The following is a 24486-nucleotide window of genomic DNA, read 5'->3' as shown; positions in this document are numbered from 1 at the left end:
CGGCGATTCGTACTGCAGGTGAAGACGCTGAGCAGCTGCTTAGGGGAACTCATGAGGCCAGAGAACAGGCGTTGACGCTGTCGCGGCAGATTATTCGTTTCTCTGCCAACTCCATCCGGGCAACTCATAGGGGTGACTTCGGCGATGCCCGTGATCTAATCGGACGCGCGACCGTCCTCAGGTCTGAGATAGAATCTGAACGCCGGGATCATCCGGCCGTCTATTTTGGTGGTTACGTAGAAGACGCCCTCAAAGAGTATGTGGAGGCGCACGCAACTCTTGCATTTGCAGAAGGCTCTCAACTTCCGACGATGATTGACCTGGATGTGGGAGCAGCGGTCTATATGAATGGACTGGCCGAGGCGATCGGGGAGATGAGACGCCTGGTACTCGATCTTCTTCGCGGCGACGAGTTCGCGAGGAGTGAGTCCTACCTTGAGATTATGGATGAAGTCTATTCAGTTCTGGTGACGCTGGATTACCCGGACGGTGTTACTCGAGGCCTCAGAAGGACTACTGATGTCATGAGGGGAGTAATCGAGCGGACTCGCGGCGACATAACGGTTGCCCTACGTCAGAGGAGCCTCGAGGCCCAACTGGAGGAACTGAACAGGAAGCTGGATTCGTCCCGGTCTTGACCGTATTCCGTCTGCTATGCTAGCTTTTGGCTCGAAATGAACGCCTAATTTGACCAAGGCCTCCCCTATTACCGGGGGGGCTTTTTTGTGGAGGCATCCATTGGACATTCTGTACTTATCAATTGTTGCAGGTGTCATTGCACTGGCATTTGCCGCGTACCTCTCCTGGAAGGTCATGCAGTCTGATGCAGGCAGCGAACAGGTCAGGTTTATCGGAAATGCCATCCGTGAGGGTGCAATGGCATTCCTGTCGCGGGAGTATAGGCTCCTCGCGGTATTTGTAGTTATCGTCTTCGTCATTCTTTGGGTCTTCATAGACCTCGATGTCCTCAATAAGGTGGAAGGCGACGGCGAAACAATTCCAGGTACCGCAATCTCGTACCTGGTAGGGGCCCTCGGTTCTGCTCTCGCGGGATTCATTGGCATGAGTATCGCGGTTCGTGCGAACACGCGAACCACCGTGCAGGCCCAGACCGGCCTGAACCCCGCCCTTAGAGTTGCCTTTAACTCGGGCACTGTAATGGGCGTCAGCGTGGTCGGTATCGGCCTGATCGGCATTACCGTGGTGTACCTGATATTTCAGGACATCACGCTGGTAGCCGGATTCGGGTTTGGAGCCTCATCCATCGCCCTGTTTGCCAGGGTTGGCGGCGGGATCTACACCAAGGCTGCAGACGTGGGTGCCGACCTGGTAGGAAAGGTTGAGCAGGGCCTGGACGAGGACGACCCCCGCAACCCTGCCACGGTTGCTGACAACGTAGGCGACAACGTGGGCGACGTTGCAGGCATGGGTGCCGACCTATTCGAGAGCTACACAGGTTCGATTATTGCGACGATAGCACTTGTAGGTGTTGGGGTTGCCGCACTTGGCATGTCTCAGCCAGACAATGAGTTCAGTTCCGAGTTAGCAGTCTTACCTCTTCTTATCGCTGCAATCGGAATCATCGCTTCGATTTTAGGGACCTTCCTTGTGCGGACCAAGGACGGGGCGAGTATGGGCAACCTGCTCTGGTCACTGAGATTTGGAATCTTCGGTGCGGGAGCTCTCGTGCTGATTGGTACGGCAGCTGCGCTACTGGTCCTGGATATGGACTTCAAGCTGTTCTGGGTGGTGCTCACCGGCCTGGTCGCCGGTCAGATCATAGGCACCTCCTCGGAGGTATACACAAGCTACGAGTACAAGTTCACAAGGGAGATTTCAGATCAGGCACTGAGCGGTCCAGCAACGGTTATCATCTCAGGAATTGGCCTGGGAATGATTAGCACTCTTATTCCGGCCGTCGTGGTGGTCATTGCAATGTGGCTGGCCAATGATCTCGCCGGAACTTACGGAGTTGCCCTGGCTGCTGTAGGTATGCTTTCTACACTCGGTATTACCCTCGCCACAGATGCCTATGGACCCGTTGCCGACAACGCCGGGGGAATTGCTGAGCAGGCCGGACTTGACCCTTCGGTCCGTGAGAGAACTGATGCCCTCGACTCGCTGGGTAACACCACCGCTGCTACTGGTAAAGGCTTCGCAATAGGCTCTGCCGTACTGACAGCGCTTGCCCTCATGGCAGCCTACTCGGAGGTCACGAACGTCGAAGCCTTCGACCTTCGTGAGGTTGATGTCCTGATGGGCCTGTTGATTGGAGCCCTTCTGCCATTCGTGTTCGCGGCGCTTACCATGCAGGCCGTTGGTCGAGCTGCCAGCGCAATGGTGGAAGAGGTGAGGCGTCAGTTCCGGGATATACCAGGTCTACTTGAAGGGACTGCCGACGCAGACTACACGCGTGCAGTAGACATAAGCACTCGCGGCGCAATGAAAGAGATGGTCCTTCCAGGTGTATTGGCCATAGTTGCTCCGGTTGCCATTGGACTGATTCTCGGGGCGGAAGCTCTTGGCGGAATGCTGATCGGATCCATCGCGACCGGCTTCCTTCTCGCCATCATGATGGCCAACGCTGGCGGGGCTTGGGACAACGCGAAGAAGTTCATCGAGGCTGGTGCGCATGGCGGCAAGGGTTCCGACCCACACGCCGCGGCCGTGGTCGGAGACACTGTCGGAGACCCGTTCAAGGATACTTCCGGACCCTCCCTGAACATCCTCATCAAGCTGATGAGCATAGTGGCCCTGGTCTTTGCCCCTCTGTTCCTCTGAACCACGACTCACACTTAGACATTTGAGCCACCTTATCCTGCCCTCAGGGCAGTCCAGTAAGGTGGCTCTTATCGTAATGTAGGCACGGCGCCTCGCACTGGATGCACGACGCAGATCTAATTCTTCGTGTAGACTTCAAAAGAATTGGCGAATGCCCAGGTGGCGAAATGGCAGACGCGGCGGACTTAAAATCCGCTACCCGAATGGGTGTGGGGGTTCGAGTCCCTTCCTGGGCACCAGCTAACCTGCCGAGGCAACGCCGAACAACTGACGCTTCTTCGCGTGCAGAAATCGAGTGGCCACGAAAGTCAGAGGCTTCCTCGCCGCGTTGAAGTTCTGCCTGAGCGCCGCAAAGACCTGTGACAGCTCCAACGCCCGAGCCGCGGGGTGCTCTTGTGCCAGCCCGTAGAAGGTGCGGCCCTCCCGCTCATACTCCTCGAGGGTACGCCGCATCCGCCACGACCGTGGAAGAACGGAACTGCTCATGCTCCCTGCCCTGCTTTGCGCGCCATCAGGGAAGACTCCGGACAGGAATAGGCATACGTCGGCGATTCGCTTGTAATACCCGAACTTCTGCTCTGGGTCGGCGTCTGCAGCGAACCTGATAAGGCTGTCCACGTCCATGTCATTGTATCGGACTCTTCGACGGACGCCTCTGCGGACACGCACAGGGACCGTGTAGCTGTTGATGCGTGTGAAAGAGGCCATCATCGACGCCAGGTATTCGACCACCCCAGGACGCTCCATGAACTCAAGGACGTCCGGGGTGTCGAAGACCGGAATCGACATCCGACCTTCACGCTCTTCCGTGTACGCTGCAGTCTCCAGTGCGCGATGGGAGTTGCGAAGAAGGATCTCGAAGAACAGCGCGGGCGAGATGTACAGGAATATCTCGTCGTCATTCTGTACCCGCTCCAGTAGGGCCACATCTCCCAGCATCGCGGCACGGAATTTAACGTCTTCCGTGATGAGCATCTTGAGTTGTTCGGAGTTAGCCGAATTCGGGGCCACGTTCTCGACTACGAAGTCGAGGTCGCGCTCGCTGAAGTTCGGCCATTGGGTATCCTTTCTAAACATATGGCGGCTCCTTCCCAGTCTAGGATTCCCCATTCCAGACTAGTATGAACACGTTTCTTCGATCGTTTGACTGAATTGTATCACCCTACGGTCTGGGTTCCTGTTTCGTGTATCATGGCGGTCAGCCCACTCGCGGAGGACATCAATAGCCGGACTACGATGGATACCGAGACCCCAGACGTTCGACGCTTGGATCGCTTATCGCGATTATCGGTTCATCTGGGTAGGAAACTTCTTCGCGAACACCGCTCACTGGCTTCAGCTCCTGACCCTGGGTTGGCTGGTCCGTGATCTCACTGAGGGTACGGAGGGCTCTGCACTCCTGGTCGTCGGAATAGGCGGCATTAGCACCCTGCCCGGAGTGATCATCGGTCCCCTTGGCGGCGTGCTTGGCGACCGGGTCGACAGGCGCAAGCTCATCATGGCGCTCCAGGCGGTCATGGCCGTCATCGCCTTCGGCTTCGCGTGCCTCATCGCCTTCGATGTCGTGGAAGTCTGGCACGTGTTCGCATATGCCATAGTGAGTGGTGCATTCCTGTCGATCACCCAACCGATGCGTCAGGCCCTGATTGCCAACACTGTGCCAAGGCATATGCTCGGTAATGCGTACGCCACCAACGTGCTAACGATACCCGGCACCAGGGCCATCGGCCCGTTCGTTGGTGGAATTCTGGTTAGCTCTTTTGGGTTCTTCTGGAATTTTACTATCGAGTCGCTGCTTTACGTGGGAATGATACTTGCCTACTGGCCAATGCATACCCCATACACCGAATCGCGCCGCTCCCGAGGCGGTACCGGAACGACTGGATTTCTGCAGGACCTTGCCGAGGGTTTCAGGTACATCTGGTCAGGCAATCGGGTGCTTTTCCTTCTGATAACACTGACGGTAGTTCCCAACGTCGTGCTCCAGCCTGTGATGTTCATGCTTCCCCTGTTTACAACAGAGATACTGGGGAGGGGAGCTGATGTGGGCGGATACATGCTGGCGATTAACGGGTTCGGCGGATTCTTGATGGCGCTAACCATCGCCTCATTTGGATTCTTCATCAAGCGCGGAATGCTCTGCCTGATTACGGCTGCTGTCAGCTCGATTCTGGCCCTTGTGCTGATTCAGGCTGCTTGGCTCCCGGTAGCGCTATTTGTAATTGCCCTGTTCGCAGCCAGCCAGACAGCCTTCAGGACTACAAACGGCACACTCACACAGACACTCGCACCTGACGAGCTGAGGGGGCGCATCACAAGCCTTCAGAGACTTGGTCAAGGGTTCGTCGTTGGGTCCAGCCTGCTGGTGGGATGGTTCGCGGGCGTGACCTCAGTAAGGTTTGCCCTCGCAGGGATGGGTGTTGTGGGACTTGCCCTCGCAGCGGCCTACATGATATTCGCCGGACGGCTGAGAGAGCAGGAATAGGCTGGGAACGCCTAAGGAACCCAGTAACTGACGGTTCAGTCCAGTCCCTTGCCTAGTACCTCGCGAGCGACTTCTTGGCTTCGAGGGTCATCTCGTACTGCCTGGGACGCTGGTTCCCAAGTTCATTGACCCCTCGCTTCTCCATGTAAGGGAGAAGGTCACGCCTGAATATGATCCCGAATGCGGGCCCGTCAGCGGCTGCTAGATGGTGACTCGGGAAGTTGGTGCGGATTATCTGCTGGCAGTCGGTGCTCTTGAACTTCCCTACTGGCATGTCACGAATTAGCTGCAACGCGATGCGTTCTGTAACAGTCAGATCATCACGTTGGGCGCTGGCCCTTGGCCGCTGTTTCTCGGAAGGCTTTTCTTCTTCTTGCGACTCAGAATCTTCGTCAGCTTCTGAGTCGGCGACGGCTTGATCCACCTGGACCTCTTCAGCCTCACCCTCTTCAGGCTCTAGCTCATCGTCCTCGTCTTCGTAGTCATCCCAGGGGGCGTATCTGTCCACGACGTGCACGTATCTCTCTGGGAAGAACTCCTGCAGAAGTGAAGACTTGGTGTCCACTCGGTCAGTCAGAACCCAGAGGAACGGCACAAGTTCGGCAGAATCGATTGGCTGGCCCTTCTCGAATTCTTCGGCCAGCTTCGCGTAGAGGGAGATGAAGTCGCTGTCATCGCTGACTACTGCTACGTGGCTAACGCGGCTGTGGTTGAAATCGCTGATCGCATCCACTGCGATCGCCATATCTGCCGCATTCTTCGTGGCTGCAAGGCTGTAGTGCTGTACACCCTTGACGGTTACATGGAGTTCCCTGAATGCATCGCTCGCCCATACCTGCCAAAGGTGTACGTGATCAGCTCTGACGTAGAGATTAAGCTGCGTGGGCTTGGGAAGTTGCCTGGGCCATCGATGGATCAGCAGGAGCAGGACTTCCTTTGCCATTTCCTGCAGATTCTGAATGTCGGCGTAGATTCCGGTGCTGGTTTCGACGATAATTTGTTCTTCTTCCATGCCTCGATTCTACCAGCATTGAGAACGGGTTCACAAGCTGACAGCAGGCAAGGCGCCTTCGAACATCGCCCCCACTGAGAGCCCGCTGTGTATCCGATGAATGGCCTCACCCAGTATGGATGCCACCGAAATTACCCGCGTCTTGTCCCCCAGTTTGTTTGGTCCGATAGGAAGCGAATCCGTAACGGCGAGCTCGAGCATCGGGCTTTGCTGGATCAGTGTAGGGGCCTCGCCGCAGAGTACTCCATGTGTAACGGCGCAGAATACTTCGGTGGCTCCGTTCAGGACAAGCGCGTCCGCGGCAGCCAGAACTGTGCCCCCGGTAGTAATCTCGTCATCGACAATGATAGCTTTCTTGCCTGCAACTTCACCGATGACCTGATCTGCTACGACTTGCTCGGAATTGCCGAGTCTGCGCTTCTGAACTACCGCCAGATCGGCGCCGAGAATGTCCGCGGTTTCCCGCGCCCTCTTGGCCCCTCCGACATCAGTTGCCGCGACGACGACGTCCCTCCCATTACCAAACGGGCGAGCCAGCATGGGAATGGCTGTCAGTTCATCGACCGGGATGCTGAAGAATCCCTGGATCTGGCCTGCGTGGAGGTCTAGCGTCAGGACCCTGTCAGCGCCGGAAACCTCAATCATCGAGGCGATCAGGCGAGCGGTGATCGGTACCCTGGGCTGGTCTTTCTTGTCGCTTCTACCATAAGCATAGTAAGGAAGTACGGCAGTTATACGACCGGCCGACGCACGCTTGAACGCGTCAAGCATGATCATCAGTTCCATGATGTGGTCGTTGACTGGTTCGCTGAAGGGTTGGACGATGAAGACGTCCCGCTCGCGCACGTTCTCAAGTATCCTCACGAACGTGTTGTCGTTCTTGAACTTGAACACTTCCATGTTCCCAAGCTGGATACCGAGGTAGGAACAGATATCCTGAGCCAACTGGGGATGGGCGTTGCCCGTGAACACCTTGAGGTCTTCAGCAACCGGCATTGCATATTCTCCCTGCGCGGTGATTCCCGGAATCGCGAAGCCATGGAATTGTAGCATAGCGGTTTGCGGCGGATTCAATACTCATTGGGACATTCTAAGTTCATTTTCGTTCGGTTTCGACTCACCTTCATGTCTGGTCTTGGCCCTTAGGACCGCTGAGCTGCGGATCACCCTGTGTCCATCGCTTCCTATTGCGCAGTGTGCTACTCCGCGCTAGTACTGGGGAGAATGTCACGTGCTGTGTTAGGATACCCCGGCTTGTGCCGGGGCCAGTCTTCTGGACGTGGCCGGACGAAGGACAGCCGCAGGATTCACTAAGGTCATGACTTCCCAAGACTACTCACACATCCCCGAGAGGCCTGAATTGCGCCTCGTTGAACCGATGTGGGTTGAGCATCAGGGCCAACGGTTTCTGCACCTTAGAGACCACCTCACGCTTTCCGACATGACCGTAATGATTCCGGAAGTCGCTGCCCCTATCGTGACACTCCTCGACGGCACGAGAAACTTGCCTGAGATTCGGTCTGCACTTGCTCTGCGGTTCGGCCTGACCGTTTCGGACCAGGAGACGGCGTCGATGATCGACCAGCTTGATCAAGCTCTCATGATTGGGAATGGCAGGTTCCGCGGGGCCCGCAGGCGCGCCATTGAAGTGTATCGCGATGCAGACCAGAGAGAGCCGTCCCACGTCGGAGCCGTGTATCCAACATCGGCGAAGGCACTCGAGGACGCTATCGAGCGTTGGTGCTCCAATGTGAGTTCAAGGGCTCCCGTAGACAGGCCCAAGGGCGACCTGGTCGGGATGTTGTGCCCACACATCGACTACAACAGGGGCCATGCAACTTACGCCGAATTGTGGCGGGACATAGAGCCTGACCTCTCTGAAGTAGAGACTGTAGTGGTTCTGGGGACCGACCACTATGGCGGTCAGGGCCAGCTGACGCCGACGGTCCAGAACTACTCGACCCCATATGGGACCCTCGACACCGATACCGACGTCGTGAATCGACTTGCCGACGCGATTGGCGCTGGGGCTTTCGATGAGGAACTCCACCACCGGAAGGAGCACTCCATCGAGCTGGCAGCAGTCTGGCTGCACCACTTCATGCGCAGACAGAAGGTCAGCCTTGTACCCGTCCTCTGTGGGTCCTTCCATGGGTACACCAGCAGCGATGCGGGTCCCGACGAGACCCTTCACATTTCCGCTGCTATTGAAGTACTCAAGGAAGTGATGTCCGATCGCCGTACTCTGGTCATCGCAGCGGGTGACCTGGCACACGTCGGGCCTGCATTCGGCGACCCCAATCCACTCGACGACTTTGAGAAGGCCAAGATCAGGTCAGAAGACTCTCAATCTATATCAGCAATTTGCGCCGGGGACGCAGGCAGGTTTCTTGAAATCTCCCGTAGCGAGACCGACAAGCGAAAGATCTGCGGCCTGCCTCCTATCTACATTATGCTCAGGCTCCTTGCAGGGGCCACCGGAATTCATATGGGATACGACCAGTGCCCTGCGGACGCGTCGAACGGTTCGATTGTTTCGATAGCCGGCGCCCTACTCTACAGGTGATATGCCCTGATATCCTTCCGGTACGAATGCGTTGGTATGGCAGGCAGGGAGACAAGTTTGGCAGGCGGCCTGAATTTCCGCCGGTCGATGGTGGCTTGAACAATGGAACAGTCAGTTAATTCGGTCAGCATCTTCGGCATAAACGGTATTCCTGAAGTCCAGCCCGGCGACAGGCTGGGCCAGACCATTGTCGAGGCAGCGGCAGCTCAGGGCACAGCCCTGGAGTCAGGCGACATCGTCGTCGTGACCCAGAAGATCGTGTCTAAGGCCGAAGGCCGTCTGGTCAAGTTGTCTACAGTAGAGCCGTCGGAATTCGCCGTCGGATTCGCGAGAATTGCCGACCGGGACCCGAGGCTGATTGAGCTCGTTCTTCAGGAGAGCAAGTCAATTGTCAGGATGGACCCGGATCGCGGCGTCATAATCTCCGAGACGCACCACGGATTCGTATGCGCAAACGCTGGGATAGATCAGTCCAATATCCCCGGGGACGACGTAGTCTGCCTGCTGCCCGTCGATTCCGATGAATCGGCCCGGAGGATCATGGAGGACATTCGCAGGTCCTCAGGTGTTCAGACTCCGGTGATTATCTCCGACACGTTCGGCCGGGCCTGGCGTGACGGCCACGTTAACTTCGCAGTAGGTGTGGCTGGAATGGACCCCATGATGGACTACAGGGGACTACCGGACGCACAGGGACGTGAGATGCACGTCACAACCATCGCCGTGGCGGATGAGCTTGCAGCCGCAGCTGAGCTGGTACAGTTCAAGGCGATAGGCATTCCCGTGTCGATAGTACGTGGCTACCCGTATGACGAGTCCGAGGGCAATAGCCAGCAACTTGTCCGAGAACGCTCCCGCGACATGTTCAGGTGAGCCGTTAGGTCGACTTCAATCAAACATAGGAAGCGGTTAAGGCTCCCCGGTCACAGAGTGACACATCGACCGTCGGAGCCATAGTACAGGTGCCTGCTAGGCGAACGCGCCGATCTCCTCTGGAACGTGGACGGCGGAATCCAGCGCTGAGATGCCCTTATGTGTGTCGGATGCAAGTTTGGCCTTGTCCGACACCCGCAACCTGCGTTTGAACAACCAGTACGTGAACTCCTTGAGTTCAGTAAGTGTCGCCACCGGGTTGTTGGGTACGTCCTGGTCATCACGGAATGACGACAGCAGGTCGTCGTAGGACGATCGATAGATTCTCTGGAATGTCGCGTCAGAGTGATCGGCAGCGTACTGGCGACCACTTGCGTAGAAGCGCTTGGCAACTTCGCCCTCTACCGTGTTCTGGAGGGCCATCTCCACTTCGACACCATAGAAATAGTTCAGGTATGCACTGTACTTGTCCGAACCGAGAATGCTCTTGAACTCGGCCTCGTCGAAGTCAGAAGGAAAGCGTCCGGCGAATAGAAGGGACTCCAGCTCTTCTTCCGGGATGAGGTCCCTGACCTCGAAGGACAGGCGATTTGCCAGCGCCAACCAGTCGAATGCTTCAGAGCCAATGAGGTAAACGAGCTTGGTATCGAGGAATGTCTCCTCAGGGGCAGTCCAAAGTGCCATTGCCTCGAGCAGGGCTTTTGGCCAACTTTCACCCTGTTCGAGTTTCTCCCTGAGGAGGGACATTGCCTCCACCTCAGCAGGCCCTGTGTTGGAATTACACTCGCCCATGCTCCGATAATGCCTTACTTCGCGCTGACTTGTCCAGTTTCAGCCACGAAAAGAACTGTTCAGCGCCCATGCAGTTTACGATATGGTGTGGTTCGCACGAGGCCCGTCTCGCCAGTCGAGCGCCGAATTCCAGATTGCCCAGAGACTCTACGGTGTGGGCATCTGTATCGATCACCAGGGGAGCTCCAAGCTCCCTAGCCCTTCGAATGTGGGTGTCCTTGAGGTCGAGCCGTTCCAGGGAGCCGTTGATCTCCAGGGCCGTTCCTGTGTCTGCGGCCGCTCTGAAGATTGCTTCGTAGTCCGCGTCAACAGGACGACGCTCTCCGATCAACCTTGTCGAAAGGTGACCAATCGCCGAGACATGCGGGTTCTTCATCGCAGAGATGATTCGCTTTGTCATCGTCTCCGAGTCCTGTGCCATCGCGCTGTGTACGGATGCGACGACCCAGTCCAGATTCTCCAGTACGTCGTCAGCGTAGTCGAGAGTTCCGTCCGCCCTGATGTCCATTTCAGTGCCGCGAAGAACGCGAATGCCGCCGACAGCCTCGGCGACTTCCTTCAGTCGTTCTCCGTGTCTCTCGAGTCGTTCGATGCTTAACCCGTTTGCTATGCCACGTCCAACTGAGTGGTCTGTAACTGCGATGTATTCGAGGCCACGGCCCTTGGCGGCACGGATCATCTCCTCCATGGTGTCGCGTCCATCGCTCCAGTCCGTGTGTGAGTGCAGGTCTCCCCTGATGTCTGCAACCTGCACCAAGTGGGTAAGCGCCCCATTTCTGGCATCCCGAACTTCTGAGCCTCCCTGCCGTAATTCAGGAGGAATGTACTGGAGGCCGAGTCTGGCGTAGAGCGATTCTTCATCTCGGAAGGTCTCTAGCTCTCCGGTGTCCAGATTGGTAAGCCCGTATTCGTTGAGCGAAAATCGCAGACCAGTGGCGACTTCTCGAAGCAGAACATTGTGATGCAGGTTGCCAGTGAAATACTGCAGCATGGCACCCAGGTTTTGCGCCTCGGCAACACGGAGGTCTATCTGGATGCCTGAGTTCAGCACGACAGAAACTTTGCTTTCTCCGTGACCTAGCACTTCTTCTACCGAGTCCATCGCCACCATCGCATCGAGAGCCCTCTGAGGCTCGTCGGTGACGCACACGAGGTCAAGGTCCCCGACCGTCTCTTCGAACCTTCTCAAGCTACCGCAGAAGACCAGTTGGGATATCTCCGGGCAGGTCGACTCCATGTGCGACCTTACTCGTTGGGCCGTATCCATGGCTCTTGAGATTGGTGTGCGGTCTCCCTTTGTCCTGGCAAACTGGATTGCCCTGAGGATATTCTCGGCGCTCTTCTTCCCCATCCTGGGGAGAGATGCCACCCTTCCGTCCTCGATGGCCGCTGACAGCGCCTCGACTGAAGTAACGTCCAGCTCTTTCCAGACTCTCACCACTGTCTTTGGACCCAGCCCGGGTATCTCTACGAGATCGAGAATCCCCTCCGGAAATTCTGCCTTGAGACGTTCCAGGTAGCTCATCTCGCCGGTGTCGGCCAACTCTGAAATCTTTGCCGAGATCGCCTTACCTATGCCGGGGATTTCGGTCAGGTCTTCACCTTCTCGAACCATAGCGTCGACGTCTCGAGGAAGGCGCTCGATGGTACGTGCCGCACGTTGGTACGCTCGGATCGTAAATCCCTTCTCCTCTTTCATCTGGAGAAGGCTGACGATGGTCTCGAACCTCTCTGCAATCTCGGAGTTCGTCATCTTTAGACCGGAAACTCCCTCGGGTTATGGATCGTCAGCGGGTCATAGAAGCAACTTGGTATGGCGACTAGCAAAATCACGCCGCGCAGCATCGCTTGTACTTCTTTCCGCTACCGCACGGGCATGGCTGGTTTCGTCCTACCTTGCGCCCGCCCTTGGCGCTTGCTGCTTCGCTTCTAATCGGCTGTGGAGCAGGACGCTTTCTTCTCACGCGGCCGTTGCTGCCGTTGGCAAACGGCTGCCCAATTGTGACCTGCGCCCTGAATATTGCGTGCGCGACGTCACTCTGGATCTTCTGCTGCAGGAGCTGGAACTGGTCCATACCCTCCTTGCGGTACATGACAAGCGGGTCACGTTGTCCGTAGGCGTGGAGCCCGATTCCCTGTCGAAGGTTCTCCATCGTCGTAAGGTGCTGTACCCAGTTCGTATCGATTGATCGAAGTAGCAGGTACCGCTCAAGGTCGCGCATTATCTCGGGAGTGAGCGCCTCTTCCATGTCTTCATAGGTCTTCTCCGCATGTTCGAGAAGCTTGGACTCTACCGCATTGACATCGTTCTTCTCGAAGTAGTCATCATTGAAGAACTCGTCAGGTGGCGGCAGCACAGTTCCCACTTCAGCTATGAACAGGTCTATGTCCCAGTCAGCAGGACGGCTGTCACCCAGAGTGGCGGCGACGATTTCACTGATCTGGTCTGCGAGCATGTCCTGAATATTTGCCTTCAGGTCTGCCCCGGAGAGAATCTTGTCCCTCTCGCCATATATGACCTCCCGGTGAGTGTTGACCACGTCGTCGTACTCGACGAGGTGCTTGCGCATGTCGAAGTGGTAGGCCTCGACTTTGACCTGCGCGTTCTCGATCGACTTGTTGATCATCCCGTTGTCGATGGGGACGTCGTCCTCAAGTCCGGCCCAGTCCATTACTGAGCGGATTCGGTCCCCGCCGAATCTACGCATTAATTCATCGTCAAGGGCGACATAGAATTGCGTGGTCCCTGGATCTCCCTGCCTGCCCGCGCGTCCCCTGAGCTGGTTGTCTATACGACGCGCTTCATGTCTTTCGGTGCCGATAATGTGAAGCCCGCCAGCATTCAGGACTGTCTGGTGCTTCGACTCCCAGTCTCGGGAACCTGCCCCATTCGCGTCAGGACTTCCACCCAGCACAATGTCCGTACCCCGGCCTGCCATGTTCGTGGCAACCGTGACAGCTCCGGGCTCACCCGCCTGGGATACTATCGTCGCTTCCCTCTCATGCTGCTTGGCATTTAGTACTTCATGTGGAATGCCCTTCCGGCGCAGCATTTCACTTAGGAGTTCAGACTTGTCGATGTCAGTTGTTCCGACCAGGACAGGCTGCCCCTCCTCGCGGCGTCGTTCAATCTCGGCAACTACTGCTGTGTACTTAGCCTTCTGATCCCGGTACACGAGATCGGTTGTATCCTCGCGGGCCATTGGTCGATTGGTGGGGATGCTGACAACATCGAGCTTGTATATCTTGTCGAACTCTTCCGCCTCGGTTGCGGCAGTACCGGTCATCCCGGAGAGCTTCGTGTACAGCCTGAAGTAGTTCTGTAAGGTTATGTTCGCGTACGTAATCGACTCTGGCTTGATTCGCACGCCTTCTTTGGCCTCAATCGCCTGGTGCAGACCGTCAGAGTACCGGCGTCCGGTCATGAGCCTTCCGGTGAACTCGTCGACGATTACTACTTCTCGGTCCTGGACGACGTAGTCGCGGTCCCGCTGGAAGATGACTTGAGCCTTAAGCGCATTTTCCATGTGATGGACGACGCCGAAGTTCTCCGGGCCGTACAGGTTGGTGATGCCCAGACTGCCTTCGAGCTTGGTGATACCGTCCTGTGTGAGCGAGACAGCGCGATGCTTCTCTTCGATTGTGTAGTCCTTTTCCATCCGCAAGCTTGGGGCTACACGAGCATATCTCGAATAATCCCGCTGTGACATATCCGCAGGACCACTGATGATCAGAGGTGTCCGGGCCTCGTCGATGAGAATGTTGTCGACCTCGTCGACGATTGCAAACACCAGTTCACGCTGAACGCGCTCCTCATTGGATGTGACCATATTGTCGCGGAGGTAGTCGAACCCGAATTCGTTGTTGGTCCCATAGGTGATGTCGGCCCGGTATGCCTCCTGCCTGGAGGCAGGCCTCATGTGTTCGAAGCCTCTTTCACCCTCGGTGAAGTCAGCCTCGTAGAACAGCGCCTTCTGGTTCTGAAGCGCGCCTACAGTGACTCCAAGCATGGAATACACCGCGCCCATCCAGTGAGCGTCGCGGCGGGCGAGGTAGTCGTTGACAGTAACAACGTGGACACCTTCTCCTCCGAGCGAGTTGAGATAAGCAGGCAAAGTGGCGACGAGAGTCTTGCCCTCACCCGTTCTCATCTCGGCGATCTTGCCCTGGTGAAGAACTAACCCGCCTACCAGCTGAACGTCGTAGTGGCGCTGACCTAGGGTCCGCTTCGCTGCTTCGCGTACTGCCGCGAACGCTTCAGGAAGAAGCGAGTCCAGGCCCTCCCCTCGGCCGACGCGCTGTCTGAATTCATCCGTCTTTTCGTTAAGCCCGTCGTCGGTAAGGCGCTCGAACTCTCCCTCGAGGTCGTTAATCTTGTCGACCTCGGGTTGCAGCTTAGCGATCACCTTCTCATCGGAGCCGCCGAATATCTTGGCAATTGACTTGAACATGTCTGTCACCACCCCCATCTCGCAGCGCCTGTAAGCATGCGCCCTGATTCGGTTAAGACACCGTTCTATTATATCCGAACTCTGCGACTTGGGGCTCTGTCCGGTCGTCCCCTGCCCTGTGATAACCTAACCTGCAGCCTACCAGGAGTGTAAACATGGTCGATCACACACTTTTCAGACCAGATGCAATAGACCCGGAAACTTCAGCATTCAACGCCGATCTGAAAGCGTTGCTCGCTCAGGCTCCTTCAGCCATGGACGTGCCCGTCGAGGAGACGAGGGCGGCCCGAGAGGAGGGCCGGGGACCTGCCGGACCGGTGGTAGTCTCTGAAATGGCCCAGGAGCGTGAGATCGCCGGCCCACACGGACCGATAACCCTCAGGACGTTCGTCCCTGACAATCCCCGTGGTGTCTACTTGCACATACACGGAGGAGGATGGGTACTAGGGCGGGCGCACCTGCAGGACCCGCGAAACGAGGAGATTGCCCAGACATGTTCAGCGGCGGTGATCAGCGTGGATTACAGGCTTGCACCTGAACATCCTTATCCGGCGCCACTAGACGACTGCGAGGCTGCTGCCGCATGGGTAGTTGAGAACGCCAAGTCCGAGTTTGGTGTCGACAACATAGTAATCGGCGGCGAGTCTGCGGGAGGTCACCTCTCGGCAACGACACTGCTGAGAATGCGTGACAGGCACGGCTACACCGGCTTCAGGGCGGCAAATCTCGTTTACGGGGTCTACGATCTCGCCATGACTCCATCACAGCGAAGTTGGGGCGACGAACCATTTGTGCTGAGCACAGCGATCATGGACTGGTTCTACGATCACTTCGTGCCTGCCGAAAAGCGTCAAGACCCTGATGTCTCGCCACTGTACGCCGATCTTCACGACCTTCCCCCTGCCCTCTTCTCAGTCGGTACCCTTGACCCTCTGCTGGATGACACTCTGTTCATGCACCAGCGGTGGATGGCCGCGGGTAACAAGGGCGAACTCATCGTCTATCCCGGGGGACCTCATGGATTCGATGCACATCCGACCAAACTGGGACAGTCAGCGCGTCAGCGGATGAACGAGTTCATCTCCTCACACATATAGAGTCGGTGCGGCCTCGGAGAGTAACTGGACCTGCAAGTCAACTGCCTATTGACCGGTGCGTACTTCTGCACTTGGGTGCTGCCGTCACGTCAAATCATTGCAATACGTTCTGAATGAAATTGGACTAGGGGCGATATGATTGTTCTGAGAAGCCTGCTGTTTGTTCCGGGCAACACGCCGAGGATGCTCGACCGCGCTATTGGACTAAGGCCCGACGCCTTTGTGCCTGACATGGAAGATTCCGTCCCCTGGGACGAGAAGTCCAATGCCCGCAACGTGACTGCATCGTACGTACCGGAACTGGCCGCCACGGGCGTTTCTGTGATACCGCGGGTCAATTCCCTGGACACTGGACTTCTTGAGGAAGACCTCTCAGCCGTAGTTGGCCCACATATCTTTGGCGTATCTGTTGGCAAGATGGATAACCCGGAGATAGTGGCGGAAGTATTAAGCCTTTTGGACCGGGCGGAGGATGCCGCTGGGGTCGAGCGGGGCGCCACCCGGCTCGTGCCCTGGATCGAGTCCGCGGAAGCCATCGTCAGGGTGTACGACATCTGTACAGCCTCAGAGAGAATTGTGGCTGTTGCCCTCGGCGCTGAAGACTTCACCAACGATATGGAGATCAAACGCACCGACGGGGATGCTGAACTTGCCTACGCGCGAGGTGCGATTGCCGTTGCCGCTCGTGCAGCGGGCGTACTCGCGCTCGACACGCCCTTCTTCTCCTTTCGAGATGTCATCGCACTGAAGGCAAACACCGAGATGTCCAAAGCGATAGGCTTCAAGGGGCGATTTGCCATACATCCGGCGCAGCTGGACATCATCAACAACGTGTATTCTCCATCAGAAGAGGAGATCTCTCAGGCCCAGAGAGAGATTGAAGCATTCGAGGAAGCGGCGGCGATGGGACGCGGCTCAACCTCATTGGATGGCAAGGTCATCGACGTCCCGGTTGTGAAGAGAGCGCAGGCTCTTATCGAGAAGGCGAGGGCGATGGGCCTCGCGGAATGCGGGTGTTAGTACCGCTCTGGCCCTACGCTCTACGCGGGCGATTCAGGTCGTCAGAGTCAATCATGATCGTGACTGGGCCATCGTTGTGTATGATCACGTTCATGTACGCCTGAAATCGTCCAGTCTCCACTTTCAGGCCGGTCTCCCCAAACGCGAGAAGTGAGTCCTCGAAGAGACCAGCGGCCTCCTCTGGAGCAGCGGCGCGGCTGAAGCTTGGCCTTCTCCCCCTGCGTGTATCGCCGTAAAGCGTAAACTGGCTTACGACGAGTAGTTGGGCATCCACGTCCAGGGCAGAGTGATTGAAGCGTCCCTGATCGTCAGCAAAGATTCGAAGGTTGACGGTCTTGGAAACGATAAACTCAATCTCGCTCTGACCGTCCGTTTCAGAGATCCCCACAAAAACAACGAGTCCCGGGCCTATCTGACCCAGGACCTCCCCGTCCACTGTGACGGATGCCTGCGAAACACGCTGAATCAGCGCGCGCATAAGCTATTCGTTGCTGGCTGTTGATGCACTCTTAGCTTCGGACTTGGACTCATTCGACTTGGACGAGTTCTCAGACTTGCCACTCTCGGATGACTCGCCTTCAGACGACTTCGCCTCCGATCGCTCCGAGTTGATCCCGTTGTTGCCGCGACCCTTGCCGTAGTCCGTTACGTACCAACCGCTGCCCTTGAAGATGACCGGAGGTGCGTGGATTTTGCGATTTGATGGCGACCCGCACTCGAGACAGTCTGCCACTGGGTCTGAGTCAAAGCTCTGCCTTAACTCGAACTGGTGGCCGCAGGCCGTGCAACGATAGTCGTACCTGGGCAAGTTCCCGCCTCCCGTCTTTATGAATACTTAGCAGTCCTGTTTTGGGACTGCTAATCACCTCGATAAATCTAGCATTGGGGGCTGCGAGTGTCAAACCACGAATGGCCTCTGTTATGGTCGCTCATGTACAATCTCAGCTTGAATTCGAACGCTCAAGCGAAGGTCCGATAAGACAGGATGCCGCAGCTGAGACACCTCACAAAGACTACTCACCTCACCAGGGAATGGGTCGAAGAGACCCTATTCCCACTGTGCGATCGACTCAGGGAACCTGACTCCGTTCCTGACTCCATGAGGGGCAAGGCCCTCTACTGCCTGTTCTACGAGCCCAGTTTCCTTACCCGAACTTCGTTCGAGAGGGCCGTTGGGTTACTCGGAGGTCAGGCATACCATACTGAAGATGCATCCCAGTTCTTTCCCGTCCACAGCTCCAGGTTCGTCGATGACATAACCAGCATACTTGCCAGCCTGAAGATGGACGTAGTTGTGGTCCGAAGTGGGGACCCGAATGTCACCGAGCGAGCCGCATCCGTGGATGCCATGCACGTGGTAAACGGTGGCAGCGCCGATGATCATCCAACTCAGGCCCTCGCAGACCTCTACACCATCCACCGAGAGCTTGGCGAGATCGATGGTCGCAAAATTGCCATAGTAGGGCGTCTCGAAAACCGGAACGTTGCTGCCCTGTTGAAGGGTCTGGCCCTTTTTGATGGAGTAGAGGTTGTCTCGGTGCCGTTCAGCGGTCAGGTTCCCTCGGACGTTGTTGCCTACTGCTCAGAACGAGGAGTCAGGTTCCATAGCAGTGACAGTCTCGAGTCGCTCGCGGAGGTTGACGCGATATACCTCAATGGCCCGAGAACGGCGGCTCACATGGAGTTGCTAAGGACGAGAGGACGCGGGAGGCTGGTTGTGGACCAGGCCTTTATGGACTCTCTACAGCCGCACACGGTGGTCATGGATCCCATGCAGCGCAGCGGCGACTTCGTTATCAACGTCAGCGATCCGCGGCTGGCCTTCTACAGACAGGCCGAAAACGCTCTCTACGTTCGAATGGGCATCCTTGCGGAGCTGTTCCGCGAAGAATAGCTGAGGGTCATCCGCTCGTGGCGGTCTTTATCAGCCGGGTGAGGAGTGGCGCTATCGTTGGCCCAAGCCCGACGATCATTCCTGCGATGTTGCGATTACTGACAGTGCCCAGGATCGCTCGACTGTGCCAGTCGAACGAGAAGTCATCGGCGGCAATCACCTCCGCTTGCACTTCCTCTGACAGGAACACACTCATGATCTCTTCTTTCTGCTCGTTGCTCATCGCCTCGAACAGTCTGCGGGCATAGTAACCGACATCCATCTCACGACCGAACTCGCGCTTCCATCGGCGCTCGTACTGCTTGAGTGATTGGGCCGAGAGGTCTCCACCTAAGTCCAGCACTTCCAACGCAGTCTCAGCCGCTATTCGACCGGACATCATACCGTAGTAGATCCCGCCGCCTGTGGTCGGTTTCGTGAATCCCGCAGCATCCCCCAACACCATTGTGCGAGGTCCGTATGTCCTGGTTAGAGGTCTGACCGGGATACCCCAACGACTGACCCCGTTAACGTTGGCTGCGATCCTTCCCTCGTTCCTCAACTTCGCGACCAGGGCATCCAGGCACACTGCCTGCTTCTGGCGGGAAATAGTGCCAATCAGCCCGTGTGAGTTTGTTGTAGGCACGAGCCACCCTATTGATTCCGGAGCCCCTTCCCCGCCAACGAAAACTTCCACGTCTTTCTGACCGTTAGTTGCAACCTCAACCTGCTGACCGAAGATGAAGTCCTGGTCGTTTAGGTCACATAGCCCGGCCATTCGGGTAATGGGTGAACGAAACCCTGTGGCGATCAGCAGTAGTCGACTCTCAAAGCACTCGACCATTGGTCCGCGCCTCGTCCAGACTCGCACTGCATTTCGGGTCCTGTCGATCGCAGTTGCTCTGCACCCGATGAAGTATTCGACACCCTGGGCTGTCGCTCTCGAGGCGACTTCACTGACATACGCAACTCGGTCAACGATGAGTGCCTGCGGCCCATTTTTCTTGACCCTGTAACATCTACCTGCCGGGGAGTGAACCAGCGCAGAATCGACCTGACGTCGAATGTGGCCCTTCGACACGGGGAACTTCCTTGCACACTCGAGACCAATCACCCCCGTACAAAGTTTGTCCCCTATCCTCTCTCTGTAGTCGATCACAGCTGTGCGTGCGCCGCCCTCGGCGAGTTCGAGAGCCGCCACGTTTCCGGCCGGTCCGGCACCGATTATCAGAACGTCATACAAGCGCTTGGTTCGATTCAAGGATTCATCATGCTGAGAAGTACGTGGGCAAGCCGCCCGAATACTAGCGCAGGGCGTCAGTGCCGGACAAGCTGGACTGTTCTGCCGACGCAAAAGTGCCCAGGGCAAAGTCAATTGCGTCTGCTACCGACTCGGCTTATAGTAATCTCAGACTAGGGAGACTTATGGAGCCAGATTCACAGAAGCTAATTGAGTCTATCCATGGCGCTGAGGGCATGGCATCTCTGGTGATAGCTGGAGCCGGGTCGCAGGCCATTAACGACATACTCAGTGTGGCAGGCGCCTCAGGCACGATACTGGACATCCAGGTCCCATACGCTTCGTCAGCCGTTGTTGACTATCTCGGTGAGGAGCCAAGCCAGTACGTGTCTTCCGGAGCGGCGCTTTCGCTCGCAAGAGCGGCTTACCAAAGAGCCGTGGCCCTGCGTGAGACTGATGTTCCTGTCCTTGGCGTTGCCAGCACCGCCACTATCGCCACAAATCGCCCTAAGCGTGGCGACCACAGATGTCACGTCTGCGTATATGGACCAACTGGCTGGGAGACCGTGTCCATAACGTTTGTAAAAGGACTGCGGTCGAGAGAGCAGGAGGACCGGGTCGTAAGCAGGCTGATTCTTAACTCACTAGCGTCATCACTGGGTCTCAACGATCAGCTCGATATGGGTTTGACTCAGGATGAAATCGTTGTTCCGGAGGGCACTGATTTCAGTGATCCGCTGGAAGCTTTGACCAGGGGCCACGTTGGGCATGTACTGGTCGACCTTGAAGGCGTACAGAAAGCTGACGTTCCATTCAGGGGTGGAATCATCTCTGGCTCTTTCAATCCCCGCCATGGTGGTCATGATCAGCTGGCTGCAGCGGCCGCTGACCAGTTGGGACTGCCCGTGGTCTTCGAACTCTCAGTCACCAACGTCGACAAGCCTGAACTTGCTCCATCTGAAGTCAGGAGCCGGATAGATCAGTTCAGATGTCGTGCCAGCGTGATCGCTACCCGAGCGCCGGCATTCTACGAGAAGGCACGTTTACTGCCCGGGTGTGTATTCGTCATCGGCTATGATACGCTAGTACGCCTCGTCGACCCTAAGTATTACGACGGTAGCCGGTCGAACATGATATCCGCCTTCATGGAGATGAAATCTATAGGTTGCTCGTTCCTGGTCGCTGGTCGGATTAAGGATGACGGCTTCGGAACTCTTAGGGACATCGATGTCCCTGCAGACCTTTCGGACATGTTCACTGAGATTCCTGAGTCGGTGTTTAGAGAGGACATCTCTTCGACCGAGATCAGAATGGCCGACCAGCGGTCCGATTCATAATGGCATTTAAAGACCTTAGAGGATTCATTGAGCTCCTCGAACAGTCTGGTGAGCTGAAGCGAATCGACGCCGCAGTCGATCCCGAGTTGGAAGTCACCGAGATTACCGACCGTATGGTAAAGAGTGGTGGCCCTGCGCTGCTGTTTACTAACGTTCGAGGCCACAGCACTCCCCTTCTGATTAATGTCTTTGGCACCCACAGGCGCGTTGCGCTAGCTCTAGGCGTGGACCACATCGATGAACTGGTGGACCGCGTCAGGAGCTTGCTCAGCATGGCGCAGGCCCCCCCTACAGGTATCGGAGGTAGGCTGCGAGCACTTGGAGACATCGTAGGACTCGCGAAAACTCAGCCCCGGACTGTCAGGCGTGCTCCCTGCCAGGAAGTGGTTTTGACAGGCGACGACGTCGATCTATACAAAATGCCGATCATCACATGCTGGCCCGGCGACGCAGGACCTTATATCACACTGCCTCTTGTGATCACGCGTGACCCAGAGTCAGGTCGAAGAAACGTCGGCACGTATCGAATGCAGGTGTTCGACAAGAAGACCACGGGTATGCACTGGCAGACACACAAGGTTGGTACGAGACACGAAAGGCGCGCGCAGGAACAGGGCATAGAACGACTGGAAGTAGCCGTTGCGCTAGGCGCCGACCCCACTACTATGTGGACGGGCTCTATGCCCCTGCCCCCCGACATGGATGAACTGGCGGCCTCCGGCGCCATTCGCGGCGAGCCGGTTGAATTGGTCAAGTGCAAAACAGTGGATCTTGAGGTGCCGGCGCACGCCGAATATGTCCTGGAGGGCTACGTTGTGCCCGGGGAGACGCGGGACGAGGGCCCATTCGGGGACCACACGGGATACTACTCCCCGCCTGAGCCATACCCGGTATTCCACGTCACCGCGATGACGCATCGCCGAGATCCAATCTACCCCACGACTATGGTCGGTCGGCCCCCAACTGAAGACTTTTTCATGGGCAAGGCCGCCGAGCGCACAATGCTGCCTGCCATGCAGATGGCGCTCCCAGAGATAGCCGACGTCAACATGCCGGCAGAAGGCATATTCCACAATCTGGTCATCGTGTCGATTCGTAAGGAGTACCCCGGTCACGCCCGCAAAGTCATGCACGCCCTGTGGGGACTTGGCTTGATGATGCTGGTGAAGACTATTGTTGTAGTTGACCACTTCGTCGACGTGCAGGACTTGTCCGAAGTTGCCTGGAGAGTCACCAATAACATAGATCCGGCAACCGACATTGTACTTGCGGACGGACCCCTCGACGATCTGGACCATGCAACGCCTACGCCGAAGTTCGGCAGCAAGATCGGAGTGGACGCGACTGCAAAGTTTCCGGGTGAGGGAAGGAGCCGTGACTGGCCTCCCGACATCGTAATGAGCGACGACATCAAGCGTCTGGTTGACAGTCGATGGCAGGAGTATGGGTTCTGAGCACGGCAGCATCCACTGCGTCCCTCTGGCGCAGGGCGCCAATGTACCTGGACGCGATCAAGTTCCATGAGAGCATCTTCGCCCTGCCATTCGCTTATATCGGCATGACGCTGGCTGCCGACGGTTTTCCGGGATGGGCAACCTTCGGCTGGATAACCCTTGCGATGGTCAGCGCCCGTACCGTCGGAATGTCGGCGAATCGAGTTATTGACAGGCACATAGACGCCTTGAATCCGAGGGCGTCCATGCGTCACATCCCACAAGGGCAGCTGAAGGCAAAAGAGATGACCGCGCTCGCAGTGGTCTCGCTTTTCGTAGTTCTATTTGCAGCCTCGCAGCTGAACACGCTGGCCCTGATGTTGACGCCTGTGGCTGCCGCATATCTCATCCTGTACCCTTACACCAAACGCTTTACATGGGCGGCCAATCTACTGCTAGGTTGGGCACTTGCGATCTCGCCGTCCGCGGCCTGGATTGGAGTGACCGGCAGCCTGACCTGGGAACCTGTGCTGATATCACTTTCAGTCGCACTATGGGCCGGGAGTTTTGACATCATCTACCACACTCAGGATGTCGAATTCCATCGACAGAATGGGCTTCACTCAATTGCATCCCGCTTCGGTGTACCCAGGGCGTTCCTCATTGCGCGCACGCTCGATGTCTGTGCCGTCCTGTGTCTGGTTGGACTGGGAATCTGGATGGGGCTCTCGTGGCCGTACTTCCTGTCGTGCGTGGCCGCGTCTGGCTTTCTTGTTTACAAGTACATCCTCGTATCGCCGTCCAACCTGTCCCGACTCGGCGTTGCCTTCGGGCGGATCAATGCATATGTCTCGACGACGATGCTTGTCGGCACTGTGTGGGCTGTGTACATAGGATGAATTCTGGTCACCGTATCCCCCAGGATGTCCGTCCTCCGCCGGTAGTGGTAGGGATGACCGGCGCCAGCGGTGCAATCCTGGCTCTGCACACTATCGATGCCCTCTTGTCGGAAGGTGTACCTGTGATCGCGTCTGCCACAGGTACGGCAAGGATGGTGTGGAAACAGGAGATGGACGAGTCGTTCGGTGCGGCTCTTGAGCGATGGTCAGACTCCGGGTCGTTCGACTACTACGGTCCCCAGGAGATGGCTGCTCCAATCGCAAGTGGCACATTTCCCGTCCAAGGGATGACGATCGTGCCGTGCAGCATGGCAACTGTTTCAGCAGTCGCCTATGGGTCTTCAGACAATCTCATTCGGCGAGCAGCAGATGTGACCATCAAGGAGCGCAGACCACTTGTCGTCGTTCCAAGAGAGTCACCGCTCAGCGTGATCCACCTCGAAAACCTGACAAAACTGGCTTCACTTGGAGCCGCGATTATCCCTCCTGAGCCGGCATTCTACTTTCGGCACCAGACCGTAGAAGACTTGGCAAGATTCGCCGCTCAGCGAACCCTTCTGGCACTGAAGATTACTGCCCAGCTGCCGGAAGAGTTCCAGTATCGGGGGGAGGTTAACTGAGGTTGGC

Annotated in this window: 21 protein-coding genes and 1 tRNA gene; 13 read left to right on the top strand and 9 right to left on the bottom strand. The window is 56.8% G+C overall.

Features of this window, described 5'->3' with window-relative positions; translation table 11 throughout:
* The first annotated feature begins 5 nt into the window (after positions 1-5).
* The 3 genes from J4G14_00290 to J4G14_00280 all read left to right on the top strand — a co-directional run bounded on the left by J4G14_00290 (position 6) and on the right by J4G14_00280 (position 3020).
* Entirely contained in the window at positions 6-638 is a 633-nt protein-coding gene (locus J4G14_00290; protein MCE2456240.1) for a haloacid dehalogenase, read from the top strand.
* Positions 639-738: 100 nt separating this feature from the next.
* Positions 739-2781, top strand: coding sequence for a sodium-translocating pyrophosphatase (locus J4G14_00285; protein MCE2456239.1), 2043 nt, complete (start codon positions 739-741; stop codon positions 2779-2781).
* A 153-nt stretch (positions 2782-2934) separates the two neighbouring features.
* Positions 2935-3020: transfer RNA gene (locus J4G14_00280), tRNA-Leu, on the top strand.
* Position 3021: 1 nt separating this feature from the next.
* Here the strand turns inward: J4G14_00280 and J4G14_00275 are convergent.
* Positions 3022-3858 (bottom strand): hypothetical protein, encoded by an 837-nt coding sequence (locus tag J4G14_00275; GenBank protein MCE2456238.1) that lies wholly within the window; start codon positions 3856-3858, stop codon positions 3022-3024.
* 70 nt (positions 3859-3928) lie between these two features.
* On the opposite strand from J4G14_00275, the gene J4G14_00270 reads away from it, so the two are divergent.
* The gene (locus J4G14_00270; GenBank protein MCE2456237.1) at positions 3929-5266 is read left to right on the top strand and encodes an MFS transporter; all 1338 of its coding nucleotides are present in this window, start codon (positions 3929-3931) and stop codon (positions 5264-5266) included.
* A 52-nt stretch (positions 5267-5318) separates the two neighbouring features.
* Here the strand turns inward: J4G14_00270 and J4G14_00265 are convergent, their stop codons facing one another.
* Positions 5319-6278: an NYN domain-containing protein gene (locus J4G14_00265; GenBank protein MCE2456236.1), complete on the bottom strand. Its 960-nt coding sequence runs from the start codon at positions 6276-6278 to the stop codon at positions 5319-5321.
* A 30-nt stretch (positions 6279-6308) separates the two neighbouring features.
* Positions 6309-7274, bottom strand: coding sequence for a ribose-phosphate pyrophosphokinase (locus J4G14_00260; protein MCE2456235.1), 966 nt, complete (start codon positions 7272-7274; stop codon positions 6309-6311).
* A 322-nt stretch (positions 7275-7596) separates the two neighbouring features.
* On the opposite strand from J4G14_00260, the gene amrB reads away from it, so the two are divergent.
* The gene (gene amrB / locus J4G14_00255; GenBank protein MCE2456234.1) at positions 7597-8844 is read left to right on the top strand and encodes an AmmeMemoRadiSam system protein B; all 1248 of its coding nucleotides are present in this window, start codon (positions 7597-7599) and stop codon (positions 8842-8844) included.
* 102 nt (positions 8845-8946) lie between these two features.
* The gene (gene cofE / locus J4G14_00250) at positions 8947-9717 is read left to right on the top strand and encodes a coenzyme F420-0:L-glutamate ligase (protein MCE2456233.1); all 771 of its coding nucleotides are present in this window, start codon (positions 8947-8949) and stop codon (positions 9715-9717) included.
* Between the two features lie 96 nt (positions 9718-9813).
* On the opposite strand, the gene J4G14_00245 is transcribed toward cofE, so the two are convergent.
* From J4G14_00245 to secA, 3 genes are all read right to left on the bottom strand, one after another.
* Positions 9814-10464 (bottom strand): hypothetical protein, encoded by a 651-nt coding sequence (locus tag J4G14_00245; protein MCE2456232.1) that lies wholly within the window; start codon positions 10462-10464, stop codon positions 9814-9816.
* 31 nt (positions 10465-10495) lie between these two features.
* Positions 10496-12262, bottom strand: a complete 1767-nt coding sequence (gene polX, locus J4G14_00240) for a DNA polymerase/3'-5' exonuclease PolX (protein ID MCE2456231.1) — start codon at positions 12260-12262, stop codon at positions 10496-10498.
* A gap of 76 nt (positions 12263-12338) precedes the next feature.
* Positions 12339-14960: a preprotein translocase subunit SecA gene (secA, locus tag J4G14_00235; GenBank protein MCE2456230.1), complete on the bottom strand. Its 2622-nt coding sequence runs from the start codon at positions 14958-14960 to the stop codon at positions 12339-12341.
* 155 nt (positions 14961-15115) lie between these two features.
* Here secA and J4G14_00230 point away from each other — a divergent pair, with 155 nt between their 5' ends.
* Together J4G14_00230 and J4G14_00225 are read left to right on the top strand one after the other, a co-directional pair.
* Positions 15116-16057, top strand: coding sequence for an alpha/beta hydrolase (locus tag J4G14_00230; GenBank protein ID MCE2456229.1), 942 nt, complete (start codon positions 15116-15118; stop codon positions 16055-16057).
* A 135-nt stretch (positions 16058-16192) separates the two neighbouring features.
* Positions 16193-17077, top strand: coding sequence for a CoA ester lyase (locus J4G14_00225; GenBank protein MCE2456228.1), 885 nt, complete (start codon positions 16193-16195; stop codon positions 17075-17077).
* A 13-nt stretch (positions 17078-17090) separates the two neighbouring features.
* Here the strand turns inward: J4G14_00225 and dtd are convergent, their stop codons facing one another.
* Both dtd and J4G14_00215 read right to left on the bottom strand, forming a co-directional pair.
* Positions 17091-17555: a D-tyrosyl-tRNA(Tyr) deacylase gene (gene dtd, locus J4G14_00220; protein ID MCE2456227.1), complete on the bottom strand. Its 465-nt coding sequence runs from the start codon at positions 17553-17555 to the stop codon at positions 17091-17093.
* 3 nt (positions 17556-17558) lie between these two features.
* Positions 17559-17885: a zinc ribbon domain-containing protein gene (locus J4G14_00215; GenBank protein ID MCE2456226.1), complete on the bottom strand. Its 327-nt coding sequence runs from the start codon at positions 17883-17885 to the stop codon at positions 17559-17561.
* A 177-nt stretch (positions 17886-18062) separates the two neighbouring features.
* Between J4G14_00215 and J4G14_00210 the strand changes: the two genes are divergently transcribed.
* Positions 18063-18971: a hypothetical protein gene (locus J4G14_00210; GenBank protein ID MCE2456225.1), complete on the top strand. Its 909-nt coding sequence runs from the start codon at positions 18063-18065 to the stop codon at positions 18969-18971.
* Between the two features lie 7 nt (positions 18972-18978).
* Here the strand turns inward: J4G14_00210 and J4G14_00205 are convergent, their stop codons facing one another.
* The gene (locus J4G14_00205; protein ID MCE2456224.1) at positions 18979-20211 is read right to left on the bottom strand and encodes an NAD(P)/FAD-dependent oxidoreductase; all 1233 of its coding nucleotides are present in this window, start codon (positions 20209-20211) and stop codon (positions 18979-18981) included.
* Positions 20212-20375: 164 nt separating this feature from the next.
* Here J4G14_00205 and J4G14_00200 point away from each other — a divergent pair, with 164 nt between their 5' ends.
* Genes J4G14_00200 through J4G14_00185 form a run of 4 tightly spaced genes read left to right on the top strand, consistent with a single transcriptional unit; the run spans position 20376 to position 24479 of the window.
* Positions 20376-21527 carry a hypothetical protein gene (locus tag J4G14_00200; protein ID MCE2456223.1) on the top strand — a complete coding sequence of 384 codons (1152 nt, stop codon included), beginning with the start codon at positions 20376-20378 and terminating at the stop codon, positions 21525-21527.
* Positions 21527-22981: a menaquinone biosynthesis decarboxylase gene (locus J4G14_00195; protein MCE2456222.1), complete on the top strand. Its 1455-nt coding sequence runs from the start codon at positions 21527-21529 to the stop codon at positions 22979-22981. The genes J4G14_00200 and J4G14_00195 overlap by 1 nt, the downstream gene beginning before the upstream one ends.
* A gap of 41 nt (positions 22982-23022) precedes the next feature.
* Positions 23023-23859: a putative 4-hydroxybenzoate polyprenyltransferase gene (gene ubiA / locus J4G14_00190; GenBank protein MCE2456221.1), complete on the top strand. Its 837-nt coding sequence runs from the start codon at positions 23023-23025 to the stop codon at positions 23857-23859.
* 53 nt (positions 23860-23912) lie between these two features.
* Positions 23913-24479 carry a UbiX family flavin prenyltransferase gene (locus J4G14_00185; protein ID MCE2456220.1) on the top strand — a complete coding sequence of 189 codons (567 nt, stop codon included), beginning with the start codon at positions 23913-23915 and terminating at the stop codon, positions 24477-24479.
* Positions 24480-24486: the final 7 nt, after the last annotated feature.

The sequence above is a fragment of the Dehalococcoidia bacterium genome, assembly GCA_021295915.1.
Classification (GTDB): Bacteria; Chloroflexota; Dehalococcoidia; order Lucifugimonadales; family UBA1123; genus VXRN01.
Note: the sequence above shows the minus strand (reverse complement) of the source record. Positions and strands in the feature narration are given on the sequence as shown.

Bases quoted from the DNA above. Each gene is read 5' to 3' on its own strand.
- J4G14_00275 (MCE2456238.1), bottom strand. From the start codon at position 3,858: ATGTTTAGAAAGGATACCCAATGGCCGAACTTCAGCGAGCGCGACCTC.
- J4G14_00265 (MCE2456236.1), bottom strand. From the start codon at position 6,278: ATGGAAGAAGAACAAATTATCGTCGAAACCAGCACCGGAATCTACGCC.
- J4G14_00260 (MCE2456235.1), bottom strand. From the start codon at position 7,274: ATGCCGGTTGCTGAAGACCTCAAGGTGTTCACGGGCAACGCCCATCCC.
- amrB (MCE2456234.1), top strand. From the start codon at position 7,597: ATGACTTCCCAAGACTACTCACACATCCCCGAGAGGCCTGAATTGCGC.
- cofE (MCE2456233.1), top strand. From the start codon at position 8,947: ATGGAACAGTCAGTTAATTCGGTCAGCATCTTCGGCATAAACGGTATT.
- J4G14_00245 (MCE2456232.1), bottom strand. From the start codon at position 10,464: ATGTCCCTCCTCAGGGAGAAACTCGAACAGGGTGAAAGTTGGCCAAAA.
- polX (MCE2456231.1), bottom strand. From the start codon at position 12,262: ATGACGAACTCCGAGATTGCAGAGAGGTTCGAGACCATCGTCAGCCTT.
- secA (MCE2456230.1), bottom strand. From the start codon at position 14,960: ATGTTCAAGTCAATTGCCAAGATATTCGGCGGCTCCGATGAGAAGGTG.
- J4G14_00230 (MCE2456229.1), top strand. From the start codon at position 15,116: ATGGTCGATCACACACTTTTCAGACCAGATGCAATAGACCCGGAAACT.
- J4G14_00225 (MCE2456228.1), top strand. From the start codon at position 16,193: ATGATTGTTCTGAGAAGCCTGCTGTTTGTTCCGGGCAACACGCCGAGG.
- dtd (MCE2456227.1), bottom strand. From the start codon at position 17,555: ATGCGCGCGCTGATTCAGCGTGTTTCGCAGGCATCCGTCACAGTGGAC.
- J4G14_00210 (MCE2456225.1), top strand. From the start codon at position 18,063: ATGCCGCAGCTGAGACACCTCACAAAGACTACTCACCTCACCAGGGAA.
- J4G14_00200 (MCE2456223.1), top strand. From the start codon at position 20,376: ATGGAGCCAGATTCACAGAAGCTAATTGAGTCTATCCATGGCGCTGAG.
- J4G14_00195 (MCE2456222.1), top strand. From the start codon at position 21,527: ATGGCATTTAAAGACCTTAGAGGATTCATTGAGCTCCTCGAACAGTCT.
- ubiA (MCE2456221.1), top strand. From the start codon at position 23,023: ATGTACCTGGACGCGATCAAGTTCCATGAGAGCATCTTCGCCCTGCCA.
- J4G14_00185 (MCE2456220.1), top strand. From the start codon at position 23,913: ATGACCGGCGCCAGCGGTGCAATCCTGGCTCTGCACACTATCGATGCC.